Source organism: Halomonas urmiana (genome assembly GCF_005780185.1).
In the GTDB taxonomy this organism is placed as follows: Bacteria; Pseudomonadota; Gammaproteobacteria; order Pseudomonadales; family Halomonadaceae; genus Halomonas; species Halomonas urmiana.
Genome location: NZ_VBUI01000010.1, coordinates 101,020 through 119,939, shown reverse-complemented (window position 1 = coordinate 119,939; position 18,920 = coordinate 101,020). Strand labels below are relative to the sequence as shown.

The following is an 18,920-nucleotide window of genomic DNA, read 5'->3' as shown; positions in this document are numbered from 1 at the left end:
ATCAATTTTTATAAGCCGGCAGTAACTGTGAGCTTTGAAAAGTGCTTTTTTCTAATGCTTTACTTTTGTTATTTTCCAAGAACCTCACCAACTCATCAGGTGTTTTACCTGATGATAAACAAACAGCTCTGACATGATGCCTAAACCCCTCCACTAGATCAAAATCATCATCTTTTCCATAATACTCCTCAAGCCTGACCTTAGATGATACAATCTTTGTTCTGCATCTCAACACATGAGCTTCAAGAGTACTGTTTGCCAAATCCGGATATGTAGTAGCTTCATCACATTCAAGGAGTAACCTCCCCAACCAATCTGATGGTGCACTTTTTTCTTCCACTACCGATTTCAACATTTCAGGTTTATTTACCAAAACCTTATTTTTTAGTTTTTCATAATTTTCTCTAAGCATTTTCTCGGTAAGTGTCCAAGCCGCAAGCTCGCTAGCTACTTTCATATACTGGCTCTGCATTAGCTCAGAGGTCTCAACCGCTCCATTTTTTTCTTTATGCTTTCTCATTACTTTTTTCTTGGAGTCTAGCTCTCGCGCTAGATAGCGGCATTTAGCCTGAATACCAGTCAAATGATCGACTGTTTTCACACTATACGGACATTGACCACACTGTTTCTCCCCTATACTGGTCCGTATACTATTTGGACACTCATTTTCAAGCGGGCATATATGAGTAGGAAGAAAGGCTAATCTACTACGATCCACTCTCTCCATCTCTTCTACGCCCGATATATATTGTTCCCCTGCTTCCATAGAGAAAGAACAGCTTCCAAAATCATTCAGTACTGACGCAATCGAGTCGTTACCATGGGTAAGTAATTTTCTTATCTTAGAATCTTTTCTATCTGCGTTTATTCTAATAGGAGTCATCATTGCCATCACTTTTTCAATTCTACCATCCAGCTCTACAGAATCAATAAGCCCCATTTGCTGCATAGTTTCAATATTAACAACTGTATAATATTTAACAGTATCCACAGAGACATGCCCAGTTATAAACTTCCCAATAATATCAGCAGGAAGCACTGTGGACATTATACTAACAACACTTGCTCTAGTCCCGTGCGGAGTATAACCACTACTAAAATTTTTCAGTTTTCTTAGCGCAAATTCAAAATCTTTTTTCTTATCAAAATTTGGGTTGTCTTTCTCTAGATGCAATTCATCTATAGGATCCTCGCCAATCATTTTCTTAAGAATAGACACGTAAAACATTAATACATTATAATATTCACTTGCGACATGTTCTCCATAAACCTCTTTTTTATCGTAGCGAATGAATATTGGACTTACTCTCCCATGGCGTGTCACGCGTTCATTATTGTAGTTAATAAGAAAGTTAACATGATCTTCATCGAACCATCTATGGCTATCTACTTGTCTTTCCAGTATCTCCAATAGTTTTTTTGAAGTTGGTCTCACCCACGCTCTAGAAACTTTATCAGAATTAACATAAAGGTTGAAATACTTACTTTTAACATCAACTGCACCATGCTTATATTTTCTTTTATCTAACCACCTAACCGTAATGTGCCGCAAGCCAGTTTCTAACGCAGTTACTACTTGATTAATGTTCTGCATTGCCAGAAAGGGCGTATATCGCTTCTTCCCTTTCAGAAGGACTGATACAATTTTTAACAACCTTGTTGGTATAAACCTAATAGGGACCATTACCTCTTTTTCGTCAGAAAGGCGACAATAAGATATAAATGGCACATATCCAAAATCTTCCATATCAACAACACTGCGATTTCTATGCATTTTCAGCATATCTTCGAATAGGTTAGAAAATGCCCTCCTATAAATAATCAAGTTTTTTTCAGTGTTGCTGGTTAAGCCAAGCTCTTCATGCAATACATCTATATTGACTAAATCTTCAACGCTATTTAACCCATTGGCACGAAAACTAGCCCCTCCTTCCAACTCTTCCTCGAAAGCTCCATTTGAAATTACACTATTAATATACCAACTTACTTCACTTATACAGTACGACAGCTCGTAGATAAATCTAAAATCATCTATAGTGAACGTTTTTTTGTTAGTTGTCTGCCTCTTTCTCTCTCTAGGCTTGTCTATATCTAACAACGGATTGTTGAAACCTCTAACATTATCATAAGCCTCTGACACACTTTCTACATGAGTAAAGAACTGATCAAGATTTATGAATAAATTGCCTTTATTTATAACTGAATCTCTTATGCTTGGAACATCAACTCCATCTAAATATTTCCTATCGAAGTTTTTTGGGTACGGGGGCGAGCATTCCTCTTTAGGAAGTATAGAAAATAGATAACGATTTAACTTTGATAACGATTGATTTGCTAATTTTACTTTTCCTTTAGAAAATCCTTTCTCGATTAAATTTATGTATGACTGCTCCAACTTTAACCAAACCTCTTTCTGCCCGGCATAATCAGTTGACGAAGAGAATGTTTCAATTTCGAATCTTAAATCTTTTACATCTCTTTCGGCACGCGGATTGTATTTACTAACCTTGTCAAATTCGAACCTACAGCGTTCGCCATATTTTTTATACAGTACACCTAGAAACCCCGTACTAGACACTGGATATGTTGTTTTTTCTCCAGCCCCTTGCTCAATTCTTTTGGCCATTTCATTGAAGTATTTCTTCAAATCTGTATTATTGACATCTTCAATTACATGCCAATCAGACGCAACCACAGGCTTCCAGTAGTACCAATAAACATTTCTATATGCGGTATGCTTAAGATAAGGAATTAGACTTTTACTTTCATCAACTTCACCTTTCATCCCAGGGGTTCTAACGCTGTAAAGCAGCTCAGAGTATAGCAACCTGCCTGCATCTTGATCCTTTTGTATGGAAGGTAATTTAAATTCCATTGTCAGGAGAACTGCCTTCTTTCTCCATAGACTTAAATAAAAATAACGCATCCCTCTTATAACTGGATTACAAAGAGTTTTAGAAATACTTTCATTAACAAGTCCAGCTAAATTAACCGGATCACCTTCAGAAACATGTCCTCGCCGGCCAGTGCCACATACAAAAGGGTAAAAATTTATTAGCCACTCCTTTGTATGTCGTTTTTTTTGAAATGGCGCTATATATCTAATAAATGCCAGTTCTTTGAACTGATTGTTTCTTCCTGAAGTTATATCATTAGGACTTACATAACCTTCAATCTTATAATTACTTTTTAGTATATCTATGGTTTCCTCTATTGCCTGTCGAATACTTTCACAAAGGCTCTCACCGTCTTTAAGTACAACTATATTGCTAGTAGTGTTTATCATTAAATCACCTCGCTTGAGAAAATTTTATTATGGCTATATACTAATTCTTCAGCCTCTCTAATTCTATCTATTATTTTTTCCTCTTCATATTTTGCATATACATCAGTATTTGTAATATTTACATGACCTATCATTTGGCTAACAATAGCCTTAGGCAATCCGCGCCCCTTTTCTGTCGGGAACTCATTCAGCATATAAAATCCCCATGCATGTCGAAGTGAATGAATAGCTACGCCAACCGGTAGATCAACACCTACAATCTTTGCTCGACGTTTAAAAGCAAATATTCTGTCCTTCCGACTTGTTATAAAATAAGGGCAACCCTTATTCCTTCCTTTCAAAACATGAAAAATATAATTATGAGCGACTCCTCTTACATACTCATACTTAAGATAATTTACTAGCTCTTCATAAAACAATGTCTTCCATGGCTCTATCAAATAGGCAATTTCAGTTGACCTCCCTTTATATTTAAGCTTTGCTATGTCGCTTGTAGACACCCCTTTCCTATACGTACTTCTTGTATATGGATTCACTATTTTAATTGTATCCAATCTTTCACGATAATTTATATCGCATAACTGGAGTTGCAGTGCCTCGTGAGTTCGAATTCCGGAAGCTGCAAGCAACGCGTATAGCGTTTTGTCTCTATGTGTTTGACAAGCGTTTATAAGATAAATAATTTTATCATTCGGGAAGGCGTATTCATCGTCGAGCACCTGAAGCCCTGGTCTTTTTGAAGATATTTTGGTTAAAGTGAATAATCGTGCGCGTCGCCTTTTTATTTTCTTGGCACCACCACGAATTACGCCCCCCAACCAGCCGACTGTTTTTATCCTTGCAGCCTGCCTGGCAGGTATTTTTTCTATCAGCCCTGGTAAATACACACTAAACAGTGAATCTTCCCCTTTTCTTATCATCTGATCATTAGCCACTTCCAGAAAATAAAGCAGTGCAGACTCAATTATTGGAAGTGACTGAGGTGCGCACCCTTTTTTCCTATCGGTATACTCAGCAACCTTTCTCACAAACTCATCATTACTTTCGCCTGCATCTAAAAGATAACTCTGGTATAAGATCATCAAGTTCTCTAAGTTCTGCTGTGTATGCGCGATACCTAGCTCTGAAGCCGCATAAACAAACTCTATGAAAATACCAACGTAGTTTAAATATGCCTCTAGAGTAGTATGACCAATCTGGGGATTCCTAATAAGACTGTTCCGATACTCGACAAATGGTTCGGACACGCTACCGCCAGGGCCGATCAGAATAGCTCTGTCGCCCTTGCCCACAATGCTGAAAAATCTCATTAGACCTCATCCAAACATCCCAATAACATTTGAAATCTAACAGCCAAAGCGGGGGTGTGCAATTTACTATCATGTTTATTAAACAAAATAATCTGAGTTTTGTTATTATCACGTTTATTAAATCAAAATCATTTGGAGTATAAAGCATAGCTTTCCTCTAATGTGGGATCATAGGTGATCAAATGAGCTATAGGATTTATCTTCTGCTGGCAGTCACCTGGCGAGAGATATTTCATAAAAATCATTCAATATCAGATAGATGGATCTTGCCCAGGAGCAATTGACACCGGGTTAAGGCAGGACATTGATATGAGGTGACCCATTGGAAGGCAAGCACCTTCAATGATGGAGACTCGTACCCGTTACTCGCAGGCCTACAAGGACGAGGCACTGGCACTGGCACTGGCACTGGCACTGGCACTGGCACTGGCACTGGCCAACCGTGTCAAAATCAGTGCCACCGTCCAAGAGCTTGGCCTACAGCCCAGCCAGCTCAACCAGTGTCGAGCCAAGGCCCAGCAGCAGCAAAATGCCTCAGCGCGTTAGCAAGCCCTGGCCGACGAGAATGGCCGGCTCAATCGCCAGCTAACCGAGAAGTCAGATAACCTTGAACTCGAATAACAGCCTTGCGCTCAACTGGTCATTGCAACGCCACTGCATAGGAAACGACATGCCAAGACGAGGGCGGCCTGGGGCTCTATGCACGTCAGAAACAGGTGCTGTGAGAGAAGTGGTTACCCGGTCTGTCTTTGAGTCAAATCAGCCGTGCTCTCTGTTACCACCTTGGATCGGTTCATCGCATCTTATCCACGAGCGGTGGCATTGCGCCTCTCACACGCACTAGTTTTGCTTCCCATTTTTCGCTGACTGATATGGAGACGGTCCCTCGGGCCTTGCGGCAGACCTATCATTCAGATGTATTCCTTAGCAGATAGGCCGATCAGCTTCGACGGTTAGTCGCTAGGTCGCGCGGCATAATGAAGCAACCATTATCGGGCTTTTACGGCAGATAAGAATGCCGGGATAAAGCCAAACGACCGAAGGCCTGCCAACTGGCGTCATCGCCCGAACTGCGAAACCTGATGGCCGTGCAACTCGATCTACAATGGTTCTCTAAAAAAATAGCAGGGTGGTTGAAGCTTCGATTCTAGGGGGAACGGCTTATGTACGTATCTCATGAGACGATCTATCGCAGCCTCTACACCCAAGTACTTGGTGTGCTGAAGATGGTATTGATGCAGCACTTAAGGTCACGACGGACGATGCACCGGTCAAAACAATTCAACAGCCAGCCGCGCGGCCAGTTCAGAGATGCAGTTCCGATACGCGAGCGCCCACTGGAGGTTGAAGAACGATCCATTTCAAGACACTTGGAAGGCAATCTGATCACGGGGCGCAGGAACCCACATATCGCTACGCTAGTCGAACGACACTCGTATTTCACGCTTCTAATTAAAGTAGATGGCAAGGATACTTCCAGTTTGATCGCTGGGCTTGTGCGAGAGGTCCAAAAGCTGCCTGATGCCTTGAAGGGGGCGCCGATTCGGGATTTAGGGACAGCGCTTGCCACGCACTAGCTATTTACTGTCGGAACCTATGTCCAGGTCTACTTCTGTGATCCACCGAACCCATGCCAGCAAGGTACCAACGAGAACACGAACGGGCTGATACGGCAGTACTTTCCCAAGGGAACGGAATTCCGCCAGATCACCGATGCCGAGTTGTGCAAGGTGGTCAAGAAGTTGAAGGATTGCCCCCGAAAGCGGCTCGGCTATCGGACACCGGCGCAGGTGTTCCTGGGGGATTACTCAGGAACCCTGGATACCGCAGGTGCTGCGCTTATTGCTTGAATTCAGGAAAGTAAGAGAAATCGAAAGCAGGCCCGACGCCAAGAAATCTCTCTTAAGATATTGATTTTGAATTTAAAATTGGTGGGCCGTACAGGTCTCGAACCTGTAACCAAAGGATTATGAGTCCTCTGCTCTAACCAATTGAGCTAACGGCCCTTAGATTAACCTAAGCTACTATACTACCCAAATACGCAAAGATTCTAAACCCCACATTAGAACCAGCGACCAAGGGATTATGAGTCCCCTGCTCTAACCAACTGAGCTATAGGCCCTATCACAAGCGCCGAGCGGCGCGGCCGTATGATAGCGAAAGCCGATGGGCGAGGCCAGCGCCGCGAGCGATACCATGGTGCTCGAGCGGCCGGCCTCCCCCGTCGCGCGGTTCAGGCGTTGTAATGGTCAGGATGGTGAAGGGCGCCTCGCAGGCGTGGCGTTCGTCGCGCTCATCCACGCTGCCGAGCCCCAGGTGGCGGTCGTTGTCGTAGGCGACGAACAGGCGGTCGTGATCGAGCACGGCGAGGCCCTCGGCCTTGTGCTCGAACTCCAGTGGCGAGCCTTGCGGGGTGGTCACCAGCCGCGGGGTCTCGCCGGCCCGGAACTCCTCGAGGCTCAGCTCCCACAGGTAGCCGCCGATGCGCTCTTCCCCGTCCTGCTCGGTCTCGAAGCTGGTCAGCAGATAGAGACGGGCGTGGCCCTGCTCGCGGATGCCGAACAGCAGCAGGCCGTCGCCGCGCTCGCCGGGGATCGCCGCGAGCCCCTCGATCTTGTAGTAGGGAAAGCCGATGGCGCCGCTGAGCTTGCCGCGCAGCTCGAGCGACCCCTCCACGCCGTCGCGGGGATCGGGATCGACCACCTGCACCTTGTCGGGCTCGCCCAGCGGCCAGATCAGCTCGGGGGATGTGCTCATCACCCTAATCGGCAAACGTCCACCGCGATAGGACATGGGCCGTAACAGTCCGTTACCGCACAGTGGTGAACCCGCACGGCTTCGATCCGTACAAAGAGGATGCGGCGTGACGGCACGCCGCCGAATCTGGCTAAGCTACTCAGTGGACCCGTAGCAACGGCCCTGCCGCCACGCGCCTGCCAATCAGGAGCCCGCGGCAAACCGCCTGAAAGAAGCCTGTGACAAGGAGAGAACACATGATTCACGGAAAGCCCCTGCATCACGCCATCCATACTGCCACCCTCGGCGCCGTGCTCGCCGGAAGCCTGGCGCTGTCCGCCGGCGCCATGGCCGCCCCCCAGGGCCTCTATTCCGCCGACGAGCTGATGGATGCCGATGTCTACTCCTCCACCGGCACCGAGCAGATCGGTGAGGTCGAGGACATCCTGCTCGACAACGACATGCAGGTGCGCGCCCTGGTCATCGACACCGGCAACCTGCTCGACCTCAAGGGGGAGCAGCAGTTCGTGGTCGAGGCCGGCAAGTTCACCGTCGAGACCCAGAACGGCAACAGCCTCGAGGAGATCGAATACCGGGTGAACGTCGACCTGAGCGAGGCGGAGCTCGCCGAACAGCCGACCTACACCAACGACTGGTGGCAGAACGCCCGCCAAGACGCCCATCAGGCCTGGGAGCAGACCAAGGAGGGCGCCGCCAGCGCCTGGGAGAGCACCCAGGAAGGCGCCTCCCGCGCCCTGGATCGCATCGGCCAGGCGCTGGAGAACGTCGGCGAGAAGACCCAGGACGCCGCCAACCAGTAACGCCCTCCCGACAGACGGCGCCGGGCGAGGCCCGGCGCTGCCCTCACGCTCTGGGTCTTACATGCCCGAGACGGCGGCCTGGCGAGCCTGGTCCAGCCAGCTGTCGACCTGGTCACGATGGGCCGCGATCCACTCCTCGGCATGACCCCGGATTTCCTCGGCACTGTCCTCGCCATCGAACATCCTGGCGTTCTGGGCGAAGATGTCGTCCACGGGGATCCGCACCACTTCGAACAGCTTGGTCGCCGCCGGGTTCTCCGCGGCGAAGGCGCTGTTTACCACCGGGCGGATGTCGTTGGCCGGCCAGCCCAGATTGCAGGGATCCTCGGTGCAGCCGACGACGTTCTCGACCACGGTATCGTCCTCGAACGCCTTCTGATCCTCAGGCAGGCTGGCCTCGTCCACCGTGATCCAGACGACGTCCTTGCCTGGTTCGAGCAGCCCTACCGTCCAGTTGGGGGTCCAAGTGTAGAAGAAGATGGCACCGCCCTCCTGGTAACGGCCCAGGGCGTCGGCCATGGAGGCCGAATAGCTCGCCTTGACCGGCTCGACGGTGTCGTTGAGGCCATAGGCCTCGAGCTGATGAGTGATCACCAGCTCGCAGCCCCAGCCGGGCGGACAGGCGACCAGTTCGGCCTTGCCGTTGCCGTCCGAATCGAACAGGGCCGCGACCTCGGGATCCTTGAAGTCCTCGAGACCGGTGATGCCATGCTCGTCGGCGGTCTTCTTGTCCACCAGGTAGCCCTGCAGGGCCCCGCCCTGAGCCACGTAGCCGATCAGCTCGGCACCCTGCTCGAAGGTGGGGCGATAGGTGTTGTGCAAGGGAAACCAGCCGTTCACCCAGAAGTCCACGTCGCCCTGGGCCACCGACTGATAGAAGGGCGGGTTGTCGAGGGTGGTGGGCCGGTCCAGCTCATAGCCCAATTCCTCGAGTAGCTGGCTGTAGACGGCCGCCAGGAACCAGCCGGTATCCCAGGTGGCCCGGGCCGGGGTCACGGTGACGCCCTCTCCGGGCAGATGCTGGTCGGCGGCGACCAAGCCCGGCGACAGGCACAGCGCCAGGGTGAGTCCCGCCGCCTTCAGCACGGATCTAGCATGGAGTAGCGAATGCATACGATGCCCTCCTCTATAGGGCCCCGGAGCAAACCTCGGGGCCGGATCATCAACGGTCATCCCTGTCGGTCCTCCTGACTCCCTTGAACAGCAGGTGCTTGAAGGAACGCTTCCTGCCGGTATCGGCGCGCCCGCCCTCTCCCAGGGCCTGGGTGACGCGATCGAGCAGGATGGCCAGCAACACGATGCCGATGCCCCCCAGGCTCGCCCGGCCGATGTCCAGGCGCCCCAGCCCGGTGAACACCGTCAGCCCCAGCCCACCGGCGCCGATCAGGGCGGCGATCACCACCATCGACAGGGACAGCATCAGCGTCTGGTTGAGGCCGGCCATGATGGTCCGCAACGCCAGCGGGACCTGAATCTCGAACAGCAGCTGCCGCCGGGTCGCCCCGAAGGCCAGGCCGGCCTCGACCAGTTCCCCCTGCACCTGGCGGATCCCCAGGTTGGTCAGGCGAATCATCGGTGGCAGAGCGAAGATGATGGTGGCGATGACGCCGGGCACGATCCCCACCCCGAACAGCATCACGATGGGCACCAGGTACACGAAGGGCGGGATCGTCTGCATGATGTCCAGCACCGGCCGGATCAGGCCGGCGAAACGGTCGCTGCGCGCGGCGAGGATCCCCACGGGCACCCCCACCACGACACAGAAGGCCACGGCCGTGATGATCATCGACAGGGTGATCATGGTCTCCCGCCAGATGCCCAGCAGGTCGAGCATGAGCACCGCCGAGAGCGCGAAGATGGCCACCGGGGTGCCGGCGGCGCGCCAGGCGATCAGCGGCACCACTACCACGAACACCGGATAGGGCAGCCACAGCAGGGCCCCCTCCAGCCCGCCAAGCACCTGATCGATCGGCCACTCCAGGGCCTGGAAGAGCGGACGGAAGTTGGGCACCAGCCAGTCCTTGACCAGCACTTCGATCCAGTCGTCCAGGGGTAGGGTATAGAAGTCGGAGATGCTGTCGGCCATGGTCATTCCTCCCTCGCGGCCAGCGGCGCGACGTCCGCGGCGTGTCGTGGCGTCTCGGCCTCGCCTCGCTCCCCGGCCAGCAAGGCGAAGACCCGCAGGGGGTCGACGCTGCTCTGCAGGCGTCCGGTCTCATCGAGCACGGCGATGGGCAACCCTCGGGCACAGGCGCCATAGAGCTCGATCAGCTCCTGGTCGGCCCGGGCCGCCGGGTAGTCGGACCGCATCAGGTCACTCAAGGCAGCGTCCTCGGCCGATGCCAGGTCCGCGCGCGTCAGGATGCCCAAGGGGCGGCCGTCCGGATCGACCACGTGGAGCCCCGCCACCTGGTGTTCATCACAGCGCCGCCGGGCCGTGGCCGCGTCGTCGCCCGGGGTCACGGTGAGCGCCTCCTGGCTCAGCCGCCCCATACGGAAGACCCGGCCGCGGTCCACGTCGCGGGTGAAGGCGGCCACATAGTCGTCAGCCGGGGCGGCGACGATCTGCTCCGGGGTACCCACTTGCACGAAGCGGCCATCCTTCATGATGGCGATGCGATCGCCGATGCGCAGGGCCTCGTGCAGGTCATGGGTGATGAACAGGATGGTCATGTGCAGCTGCTCCTGGAGCGCCAGCAGCTCATCCTGCACGTCGCGACGAATCAGCGGGTCCAGGGCGCTGAAGGGCTCGTCCATCAGCATGATCTCGGGATCCACGGCGAGCCCTCGGGCCAGCCCGACGCGTTGCTGCATGCCGCCGCTGAGATTGTCCGGTGGTACGTCGGCATAGGCCTCGAGCCCCACCTGCTCCAGGGCGCGCAAGGCCTTCTGGCGACGCTCGACAGGCGGCATTCCGCGCACCTTGAGGCCAAACTCGACGTTTTCCCCGACGGTCTTGTGGGGAAAGAGGGCGAAGTGCTGGAAGACCATGGAAAGCTTGTTGGCACGCAACTCACGCAGGGCATCCGCGTCCATGGCCACCACGTCCTGACCATCCAGCAGAATGCGCCCCCGGGTGGGCTCGATGAGTCGATTGAGACAACGGATCAGGGTCGACTTGCCCGACCCGGAGAGCCCCATGACGACGAAGATCTCGCCCGCACCCACGGTAAGGGAGACGTCGGCGACGGCGGCGACCGAACGGGTCTGGGCATAGATATTGTCCTTGGACTCGCCGGCATCGACTCGGCGAATCGTCGCCGCGGCATCCTCGCCGAAGACCTTGTAGAGGTGCTCCACGACGACCTTCGGGCGACTGGCCGGAACATCATTGCCGTCCGTCATGCCTCCCCCCATGTGGGGCAGGCGACGAGGCGGCGCGGCTTCGAGAGGGCGGCATCTAGCCGGAATCAGGGAAAGTAGCACCGAGCGTCGCCCGCCCGGGCGTTCTGAGGAACTTTCCGGCAGGGCCCAAGGCCCGGAACCGGGATTCCTGCATGGCTGATATTTAAAACACTAGAAGCCGCTCCTCTGGAGCGTCAAGTCGGCCCCCGAAGATATCGAGCGGCTCATGGCGATCGTCGCAGCTTGGCGATGACGGCGGTCAGTGCCTCACGGTACGACGGACAGTCCGACAGACTGCTAGCCTGTCCATGGAACGTCCGGGATCACCGCCACCGAGGGGGACACCGCATGTCGCTATCTCGCCAGTCGCCGACCACCGCCCTGCTGCTCGCGGGTGCTCTGCTCAGCGGTCCGGCGCTCGGCGCGGAGGTGATCGCGGCGCGCCTTTCCACCGAACACCATGACCTGCGCCTGGAACGCCTCGCCTCGGGGCTCGAGCACCCCTGGTCGGCGGCCGAGCTGCCGGGCGGTGGGTGGCTGGTCACCGAGCGCCCGGGACACCTCTCGCGGATCGACACGGACGGCAGCGTGACGCGCCTCGCAGGCGTCCCCGAGGTCGCTTCCGGCCACCAGGGCGGACTCCTAGATGTCGTCCTGCACCCGGACTTTGGCAAAGGTACTGGCCAGGGCGAGGGCCATGACTGGGTCTATCTCACCTGGAGCCAAGCGGGACCAGGCGGCCACGCCACCACTCTCTCCCGCGGACGACTCGAGGGCGACGCCCTGGTGGAGCTGGAGACACTCTTCACCCAGAACCGCTTCGCCCCGACGCGCCACCACTACGGCTCCCGCCTGGCCTGGCGCGCGGACGGCACCCTGCTGATGAGCATCGGTGAACGCGGCCGCCCGCAACGCGCCCAGGACGGCGGCGACCACACCGGCAGCGTCGTGCGTCTCACCGCCGAGGGCGGCGTACCGGCGGACAACCCCTTCGTCGATGACGACGCCATCCTCGATGAGATCTTCACCCTGGGCCACCGCAACCCCCAGGGCCTGACCGTGGCGGCGGACGGCACCGCCTGGAGCACCGAACACGGCCCGCGCACCGGCGACGAACTCAATCGCCTGGTGGCCGGCGAGAACTACGGCTGGCCGGTGGTCAGCCGCGGCAACGACTACGTCACCAACCAGCCCATCGGCCGCGACAGCGCACCGGGCATGCGTGATCCCGTGCATGTCTTTGCGGGCCGCTTCGCCCCCTCGGGTCTGGCCGAGGTGACCGGCGGCGCCTTCCCCGCCTGGCGCGGCGACCTGCTGGCCGGCGGGCTGCGCAGCGAGCGGCTGGTGCGTCTGTCTCTGAACGGCGACAGGGTGGTCGAGCGCGAGGTGATTCTCGAGGGGGAAATCGGCCGCATCCGCGATGTCCGCCTGGCCCGCGACGGCACCCTGACCCTGCTCAGCGACAGCGCCGACGGCGGCCTCTACCGGCTGCTGCCCGCGGCGGCCGACTGACGGCGCCGCGCCCGGATCGGGCGCCGGCCTGCGAAAAAGTGGCGCCCGCCGGCGAGCACATCCGGACACGTTTTTGCTACGCTCAATGGTTTGCTTCCGCCCGTCTGGACACCGCCGAGGCTAATTTTTCTTAGCCTGATACGGGGTTTTATTTGAATGACCGTTCAAATACCGCTAGGGTAGCTCCCACTTCTTCGTCGCTTGATGCCGCGGTCAACGGTACCGCATGGCATAGTTACGTCTTAATTTTACGTCACTTCACTCGACCCTTCGGCCCTTCCCGCCGAACCGACGGGAAGCCGAAATAAGGCAGAGCCAATGAACGAGAATCGAAACGTCAAGATTCGGGTGCGCAACCTGAGCAAGGTCTTCGGCAGTCAGCCCAAGAAGGCCCTCGAACTGCGCGACCAGGGACACAAACGTCCCGAGATCCTCGACAAGACCGGCCAGACCCTGGGCCTGTCGAACATCGACTTCGATGTCTACGAGGGTGAACTCCTGGTGATCATGGGGCTGTCTGGGTCCGGCAAGTCAACCCTGATTCGCTGCCTCAACCGCCTGATCGAGCCCACCGAGGGCGAGATCGTCATCGACGATGAGGATATTCCTCAGTTGGATGACAAGGCGCTGCTCGAGTGCCGGCGTCGACACTTCTCCATGGTGTTCCAGAACTTCGCCCTCTTCCCGCATCGCACGGTGCAGCAGAACGCCGAGTTCGGCCTCGAGATCCGCGGCGTGGAGCCGGCCGAGCGCGCCGACATTGCCCAGAAGGCGCTCAAGCAGGTGGGCCTCGATGGCTGGGAAGACGCCTACCCCAATCAGCTCTCCGGCGGCATGCAGCAGCGCGTGGGCCTGGCCCGGGCACTGGCCAACGACTCCACCGTGCTGCTGATGGACGAGGCCTTCTCGGCCCTTGATCCGCTGATCCGCGGTGACATGCAGCAGGAACTGCTCGAGCTGCAGCACCGCATGCAGAAGACCACGGTGTTCATCACCCATGACCTGGACGAGGCGCTGAACATCGGCGATCGCATCATCCTGCTCAAGGATGGCGAGATCGTGCAGATCGGCACGCCGGAGGAGATCCTCACCAATCCGGCCGACGAGTACGTCAAGCGCTTCATCGAGGGCGTCGACATGTCGAAGATCCTCACCGCCGAGCACGCCATGCGCCCGGTGCGGGCCACCGCCCGCGAGGATGACGGCCCGCGCACCACGCTGCGCAAGATGAGCGAGCACGGCCTCGACTCGATCTACGTGACCAGTCGCGACCGCACCCTGCTGGGCCTGGTGCAGGTCGATGCCTTGGAGCAGGCCGCCCACCAGGGCAAGGAGCACATCCGCGAGCTGATGGTCCAGGACTTCCGCACCGTCGGCCCCGAGGAGCCCCTGCACAATCTCTTCGCCATGTTCAGCGAGAAGAGCTTCCCCATCGCCGTGGTGGATGCCGAGAAGCGACTGCAGGGCGTGGTGGTCAAGGGCGCCGTCCTCGATGAACTGGCACAGGCAGGAGAAAAGTAATGGCTATCGAAATCCCGAGCATCCCGCTGGGCCAGTGGATCGAAGGCGGTCTCGACTGGCTGACCACTGAATATTCCGGTGTGACCCGCGGCATCTCGCGGGTCACCCAGACCGGCATCGACGGACTCAACGACGCCCTGTTCTGGTTGCCGCCCTGGGCGCTGCTGCTGATCATCGTCGGTCTGTGCTGGTGGGTGTCGAGCCATCGCCTGGCCATCGGCGCGGCCCTGGGCATGGCGCTGATCTGGAACCTCGATCTGTGGGACCCGATGATCGAGACCCTGACGCTGGTGGTGATCGCCACCCTGGTCGCGGTGGTTATCGCCATGCCGGTGGGCATCGCCGCGGCGCTCTCCGAGCGGCTCTACCGGACGATCATGCCGGTGCTGGACTTCATGCAGACCATGCCCGCGTTCGTCTACCTGATCCCGGCGATCCCGTTCTTCGGCATCGGCTCGGTGTCGGCGATCTTCGCCACGGTGATCTTCTCCATGCCGCCGGCGATCCGCTTCACCACCCTCGGCATCCGCCAGGTGCCCGTGGACCTGATAGAGGCGGCCGACGCTTATGGCGCCACCCGCCGCCAGAAACTGCTCAAGGTCCAGCTGCCGCTGTCGCTGCCCACGGTGATGGCCGGCATCAACCAGACCATCATGCTGGCCCTCTCCATGGTGGTGATCGCCGCCATGATCGGCGCCGATGGCCTGGGCAGCGAAGTGTGGCGCGCCATCCAGCGCCTGCGGCCGGGCGACGGCTTCGAGGCCGGCATCGCCGTGGTCATCCTGGCCATGCTGCTCGACCGCGTGACCCAGTCTTTGCGTAAGGGTCGCAAGGCGTAACGGCACACCGTTGATGGCAACCACTTGAAACCCTATGGGGTTGCCTCAAGATGTAATCGCACACTTACTGAAGAAGGTAGCTCGATGACCAAGCAACTGCTTAGCCGTCGTATCCGTTTCGCCAGCCTCGCCATGCTTGCCGGGGCCGGCCTTGCCGCGGGTACCGCCCAGGCGCAGGACAAGGGCACCGTCAACCTAGCCTATGTGGAGTGGGCCTCCGAAGTCGCCTCCACCAACGTGGTCCGCGCCGTGCTGGAGCAGGCCGGTTACGAGGTCGAGCTGACCTCGCTCTCCGCCGCCGCCATGTTCCAGGCGCTCTCCACCGGCGATGCCGACGCCATCGTCGCCGCCTGGCTGCCGACCACGCACGCCGACTACATGGAGCGTGTGGGTGACAGCGTCGATGACCTGGGGGCCAACCTCGAAGGCACCAAGCTGGGTCTCGTCGTGCCGGCCTACACCGACGTCGACTCCATTGCCGAGCTCGACGCCAACGCCGACGCCTTCGACGGCACCATCACCGGCATCGATCCGGGTGCCGGCCTGATGAGCCTCACCGAGCAGGTCGTCGAGACCTACGAGTTCGAGGAAGTGGACCTGCAGAGCGGCAGCGGCGCCACCATGACCGCGGCCCTGGACAGCGCCATCAAGAACGAGCAGGACATCGTGGTCACCGGCTGGACCCCGCACTGGATGTTCGCCCGCTGGGACCTCAAGTACCTCGAGGACCCGCAGGACGTCTACGGCGGTGCCGAGCAGATCAACACTATCGCTCGTGAGGGCCTGAAGGAGGACATGCCGGGGGCCTACGCCATCCTGGACGCCTTCGAGTGGACCCCCGAGCAGATGGGCGAGGTCATGCTGATGAACCAGTCTGGCGATGCCGAGCCCTACGAGAACGCCAAGCAGTGGGTCGCCGAGAACCAGGACGTGGTTCAGGAGTGGCTGCCGGCGGAGAGCTGATACGCCGCCGTGTCATCACTACGGTGATGTTCGAGGGGAGAGTCCGACAGGGCCCTCCCCTTTCTTTGGGTCTGACGCTGGCGTTGGGTCTACCTCGGCGCCCACATGACACCGCGGGGACCTCGCAGCCATCGGTACTCCATGGTTATCAGTCGTCTTACACTTGATTACAATGCGCTATGAGAGTCGCATCTGTCGCGTTTCACATACGCTTAATGCACCGATGGTGTAGGGTAGGCGCCGATTGACGGCAAGATACGTTGAAAGCGGCCCATGCCCAAACACCCTTGACCGTCCACACTTGACGTGGAAACCGCCGACCCCATCAGAAGGAGCGCAAGCATGTTCAAGAAGATCATGGTGCCAGTGGATCTGGCCCACCTCGACGTGATCGAGCCATCGCTGAAGATCGTCGCCGATCAGGCGAAGCACTACGACGCGGAAGTCTGTTACGTCGGCATCACGGCCACCACGCCCGGCTCCGTGGCGCGCACGCCGGAGGAGTTCACCCAGAAGCTCGAGGCCTTCGCCCAGGAGCGCGCCAAGGTCCACGGCCAGCCGGTCAGCACCCACACCATCGTCAGCCCCGATCCCATCGCCGATCTCGACGACGACCTCATCGAGGCCATCGACGAGGTCGGCGCCGACCTGGTGGTCATGCCGACCCACCCCCCCAAGCATGCAGACGTGATCATGCCCTCCCATGGGGGCAAGGTGGCGACGCATACCAAGGCATCGGTCTTCCTGGTGCGCCCGAGAGCCGACGATTAACTTCGTCGAAACACACAACCATCGATAACCGCAAGGGAGATGTCTCGTGGCTCAAGACCCTAAAGACAAAAAACCCCAGGAGCCGAATACCGGCTCCGAGGGCATACCCGCCCCCGAGGGGGCGGTAAACCTCATTGATACCGATTATGTGATCGGGCAGGACAACATCACTGCTTCCCCCCTGGGAATCAACGTGGACCTGCACGGCAAGGTCTTCCTGTTCTCCGCGATCGTGATCATGCTGTTCGTCGTCGTGACGCTGGCCCTGCAGGATCAGATGGAGCCGATCTTCAACGCCATGTTCAGCTTCATGACCACCAAGCTGGGCTGGTTCTTCCTGCTCGGTGCCAACGTCTTTATGCTCCTGGCGCTGGTGCTGATCTTCACTCCCCTGGGCAAGGTGCGAATTGGCGGTGCCGACGCCACGCCGGACTTCGGCTATCTCGGCTGGTTCTCGATGCTGTTCGCCGCGGGCATGGGCATCGGCCTGATGTTCTACGGGGTCTCGGAGCCGCTGGGCCACTTCGGCACCGCCATGGGCGGTATCAGCATGGGCGAGGACGGCGTGCGCACCGACTGGGCCCCGCTGGGGGCTGCCGCGGGTGACCAGGCCGGCGCCATCGACCTGAGCATGGCGGCCACCATCTTCCACTGGGGCCTGCACCCCTGGGGGGCCTACGCCATCGTGGGCCTGTCGCTGGCGATCTTCGCCTTCAACAAGGGCCTACCACTGACCATGCGCTCGATCTTCTACCCGATCCTGGGGGAGCGCATCTGGGGCTGGCCGGGGCACGTGATCGACATCCTGGCGGTGTTCGCCACCCTGTTCGGCCTGACCACTTCGTTGGGGCTGGGCGCCACCCAGGCGGCCGGGGGCCTCAACTATCTATTTGGCATACCCAACACCGAAACCACCCTGGTGATTCTGATCCTGGGCATCACGCTGGTGGCACTGGGCTCGATCTTGCTCGGCGTCGACAAGGGCGTACAACGCCTCTCCCAGCTCAACATGGTACTCGCCCTGCTGCTGCTGCTGTTTGTGATCCTCGTCGGCCCGACGCTGCTGATTGCTACCGGCGTGGTCGATAATCTGCTGGGCTATGTGAAGAACCTGCCGGCCCTCTCCATGCCGTTCGGGCGCGAGGATGCCAACTTCAGTCAGGGCTGGACGGCCTTCTACTGGGCCTGGTGGATCGCCTGGTCGCCCTTCGTCGGCATGTTCATTGCCCGCGTCAGCCGCGGCCGCACCGTGCGTGAGTTCCTGATCTCGGTACTGCTGGTGCCGACCCTGGCCTCGGTGGTGTGGATGACCGCCTTCGGTACTACCGCCATCGATCAGGTGATCAACCAGGGCATCACCGGTGTGCAGGATGCCGCCCTGGAGCTGCAGCTCTTCACCATGCTGGAGCACCTGCCGCTGAGTGCCATTACCTCCTTCATCGGTATTGTGCTGGTCATCGTGTTCTTCATCACCTCGTCCGACTCCGGTTCGCTGGTGATCGACTCGATCACCGCCGGCGGCAAGGTGGACGCACCCAAGCCACAGCGCATCTTCTGGGCGCTGATCGAGGGGGCACTGGCCATCGCGCTGCTGCTGGGCGGCGGCCTCGCTGCACTGCAGACGGCCGCCCTGACCACCGGCCTGCCCTTCACCCTCGTGCTGCTGGTGGGCTGCTACGGCATCGTCAAGGGACTGATGAGCGAGCCGCGCAGCAAGTAGCGGCACGCGCCTCCCCCGACGCTCATCGTTGAACGACGCGTCGGGTAACACGAAGAAGGCGGCCCGAGGGCCGCCTTCTTCGTGTCTGCACCTGTT

The 18,920-nt window shown here is 57.2% G+C and carries 15 protein-coding genes and 1 tRNA gene; 9 read left to right on the top strand and 7 right to left on the bottom strand.

The annotated features are described in order from the left end of the window. Window position 1: 1 nt before the first annotated feature. Entirely contained in the window at window positions 2-3,286 is a 3,285-nt protein-coding gene (locus FEI13_RS08225; protein WP_138181062.1) for a hypothetical protein, read from the bottom strand. Further along, window positions 3,286-4,596, bottom strand: a complete 1,311-nt coding sequence (locus tag FEI13_RS08220; RefSeq protein WP_138181061.1) for a tyrosine-type recombinase/integrase — start codon at window positions 4,594-4,596, stop codon at window positions 3,286-3,288. The genes FEI13_RS08225 and FEI13_RS08220 overlap by 1 nt, the downstream gene beginning before the upstream one ends. 342 nt (window positions 4,597-4,938) lie before the next feature. On the opposite strand from FEI13_RS08220, the gene FEI13_RS19070 reads away from it, so the two are divergent. Both FEI13_RS19070 and FEI13_RS19725 read left to right on the top strand, forming a co-directional pair. Next, window positions 4,939-5,142 (top strand): hypothetical protein, encoded by a 204-nt coding sequence (locus FEI13_RS19070; protein ID WP_158294526.1) that lies wholly within the window; start codon window positions 4,939-4,941, stop codon window positions 5,140-5,142. A 617-nt stretch (window positions 5,143-5,759) separates the two neighbouring features. Then, on the top strand, window positions 5,760-6,173 hold the full coding sequence (locus FEI13_RS19725; protein WP_138181059.1) for an IS30 family transposase: 414 nt from the start codon (window positions 5,760-5,762) through the stop codon (window positions 6,171-6,173). A gap of 352 nt (window positions 6,174-6,525) precedes the next feature. On the opposite strand, the gene FEI13_RS08205 is transcribed toward FEI13_RS19725, so the two are convergent. Then, window positions 6,526-6,602: transfer RNA gene (locus FEI13_RS08205), tRNA-Ile, on the bottom strand. Between the two features lie 118 nt (window positions 6,603-6,720). Beyond that, window positions 6,721-7,353, bottom strand: coding sequence for a hypothetical protein (locus FEI13_RS08195; RefSeq protein WP_240036475.1), 633 nt, complete (start codon window positions 7,351-7,353; stop codon window positions 6,721-6,723). Between the two features lie 236 nt (window positions 7,354-7,589). Here FEI13_RS08195 and FEI13_RS08190 point away from each other — a divergent pair, with 236 nt between their 5' ends. After that, window positions 7,590-8,153, top strand: a complete 564-nt coding sequence (locus FEI13_RS08190; protein ID WP_138181058.1) for a PRC-barrel domain-containing protein — start codon at window positions 7,590-7,592, stop codon at window positions 8,151-8,153. A 57-nt stretch (window positions 8,154-8,210) separates the two neighbouring features. On the opposite strand, the gene proX is transcribed toward FEI13_RS08190, so the two are convergent. The 3 genes from proX to FEI13_RS08175 are packed head-to-tail and all read right to left on the bottom strand — an operon-like array spanning window position 8,211 to window position 11,498. Then, a complete protein-coding gene (proX, locus tag FEI13_RS08185; RefSeq protein WP_138181057.1) occupies window positions 8,211-9,266 on the bottom strand; it encodes a glycine betaine/L-proline ABC transporter substrate-binding protein ProX in 1,056 nt (351 codons plus the stop codon). A 49-nt stretch (window positions 9,267-9,315) separates the two neighbouring features. Then, entirely contained in the window at window positions 9,316-10,239 is a 924-nt protein-coding gene (locus tag FEI13_RS08180; protein ID WP_138181056.1) for an ABC transporter permease, read from the bottom strand. A 2-nt stretch (window positions 10,240-10,241) separates the two neighbouring features. Beyond that, window positions 10,242-11,498, bottom strand: coding sequence for a quaternary amine ABC transporter ATP-binding protein (locus FEI13_RS08175; RefSeq protein WP_138181055.1), 1,257 nt, complete (start codon window positions 11,496-11,498; stop codon window positions 10,242-10,244). A gap of 348 nt (window positions 11,499-11,846) precedes the next feature. On the opposite strand from FEI13_RS08175, the gene FEI13_RS08170 reads away from it, so the two are divergent. The 6 genes from FEI13_RS08170 (at window position 11,847) to FEI13_RS08145 (ending at window position 18,824) form a co-directional block, all read left to right on the top strand. Further along, window positions 11,847-13,010: a PQQ-dependent sugar dehydrogenase gene (locus FEI13_RS08170; protein ID WP_138181054.1), complete on the top strand. Its 1,164-nt coding sequence runs from the start codon at window positions 11,847-11,849 to the stop codon at window positions 13,008-13,010. Window positions 13,011-13,328: 318 nt separating this feature from the next. Next, on the top strand, window positions 13,329-14,531 hold the full coding sequence (locus tag FEI13_RS08165; RefSeq protein WP_138181053.1) for a quaternary amine ABC transporter ATP-binding protein: 1,203 nt from the start codon (window positions 13,329-13,331) through the stop codon (window positions 14,529-14,531). 5 nt (window positions 14,532-14,536) lie between these two features. Beyond that, the gene (locus tag FEI13_RS08160) at window positions 14,537-15,370 is read left to right on the top strand and encodes an ABC transporter permease (protein WP_138181073.1); all 834 of its coding nucleotides are present in this window, start codon (window positions 14,537-14,539) and stop codon (window positions 15,368-15,370) included. Between the two features lie 84 nt (window positions 15,371-15,454). Further along, entirely contained in the window at window positions 15,455-16,333 is an 879-nt protein-coding gene (locus tag FEI13_RS08155; RefSeq protein ID WP_138181052.1) for a glycine betaine ABC transporter substrate-binding protein, read from the top strand. A 342-nt stretch (window positions 16,334-16,675) separates the two neighbouring features. Continuing rightward, on the top strand, window positions 16,676-17,104 hold the full coding sequence (locus tag FEI13_RS08150; protein WP_138181051.1) for a universal stress protein: 429 nt from the start codon (window positions 16,676-16,678) through the stop codon (window positions 17,102-17,104). Between the two features lie 46 nt (window positions 17,105-17,150). Continuing rightward, complete coding sequence (locus tag FEI13_RS08145) at window positions 17,151-18,824, top strand: BCCT family transporter (protein ID WP_138181050.1); 1,674 nt, start codon at window positions 17,151-17,153, stop codon at window positions 18,822-18,824. Window positions 18,825-18,920: the final 96 nt, after the last annotated feature.

Excerpts from the sequence above, each read along its gene's own strand:
- FEI13_RS08180 (WP_138181056.1), bottom strand. The coding sequence starts at position 10,239 with ATGGCCGACAGCATCTCCGACTTCTATACCCTACCCCTGGACGACTGG.
- proX (WP_138181057.1), bottom strand. The coding sequence starts at position 9,266 with ATGCATTCGCTACTCCATGCTAGATCCGTGCTGAAGGCGGCGGGACTC.
- FEI13_RS08155 (WP_138181052.1), top strand. The coding sequence starts at position 15,455 with ATGACCAAGCAACTGCTTAGCCGTCGTATCCGTTTCGCCAGCCTCGCC.
- FEI13_RS08175 (WP_138181055.1), bottom strand. The coding sequence starts at position 11,498 with ATGACGGACGGCAATGATGTTCCGGCCAGTCGCCCGAAGGTCGTCGTG.
- FEI13_RS19725 (WP_138181059.1), top strand. The coding sequence starts at position 5,760 with ATGTACGTATCTCATGAGACGATCTATCGCAGCCTCTACACCCAAGTA.
- FEI13_RS08225 (WP_138181062.1), bottom strand. The coding sequence starts at position 3,286 with ATGATAAACACTACTAGCAATATAGTTGTACTTAAAGACGGTGAGAGC.
- FEI13_RS08165 (WP_138181053.1), top strand. The coding sequence starts at position 13,329 with ATGAACGAGAATCGAAACGTCAAGATTCGGGTGCGCAACCTGAGCAAG.
- FEI13_RS08195 (WP_240036475.1), bottom strand. The coding sequence starts at position 7,353 with ATGAGCACATCCCCCGAGCTGATCTGGCCGCTGGGCGAGCCCGACAAG.
- FEI13_RS08170 (WP_138181054.1), top strand. The coding sequence starts at position 11,847 with ATGTCGCTATCTCGCCAGTCGCCGACCACCGCCCTGCTGCTCGCGGGT.
- FEI13_RS08150 (WP_138181051.1), top strand. The coding sequence starts at position 16,676 with ATGTTCAAGAAGATCATGGTGCCAGTGGATCTGGCCCACCTCGACGTG.
- FEI13_RS19070 (WP_158294526.1), top strand. The coding sequence starts at position 4,939 with ATGATGGAGACTCGTACCCGTTACTCGCAGGCCTACAAGGACGAGGCA.
- FEI13_RS08220 (WP_138181061.1), bottom strand. The coding sequence starts at position 4,596 with ATGAGATTTTTCAGCATTGTGGGCAAGGGCGACAGAGCTATTCTGATC.
- FEI13_RS08190 (WP_138181058.1), top strand. The coding sequence starts at position 7,590 with ATGATTCACGGAAAGCCCCTGCATCACGCCATCCATACTGCCACCCTC.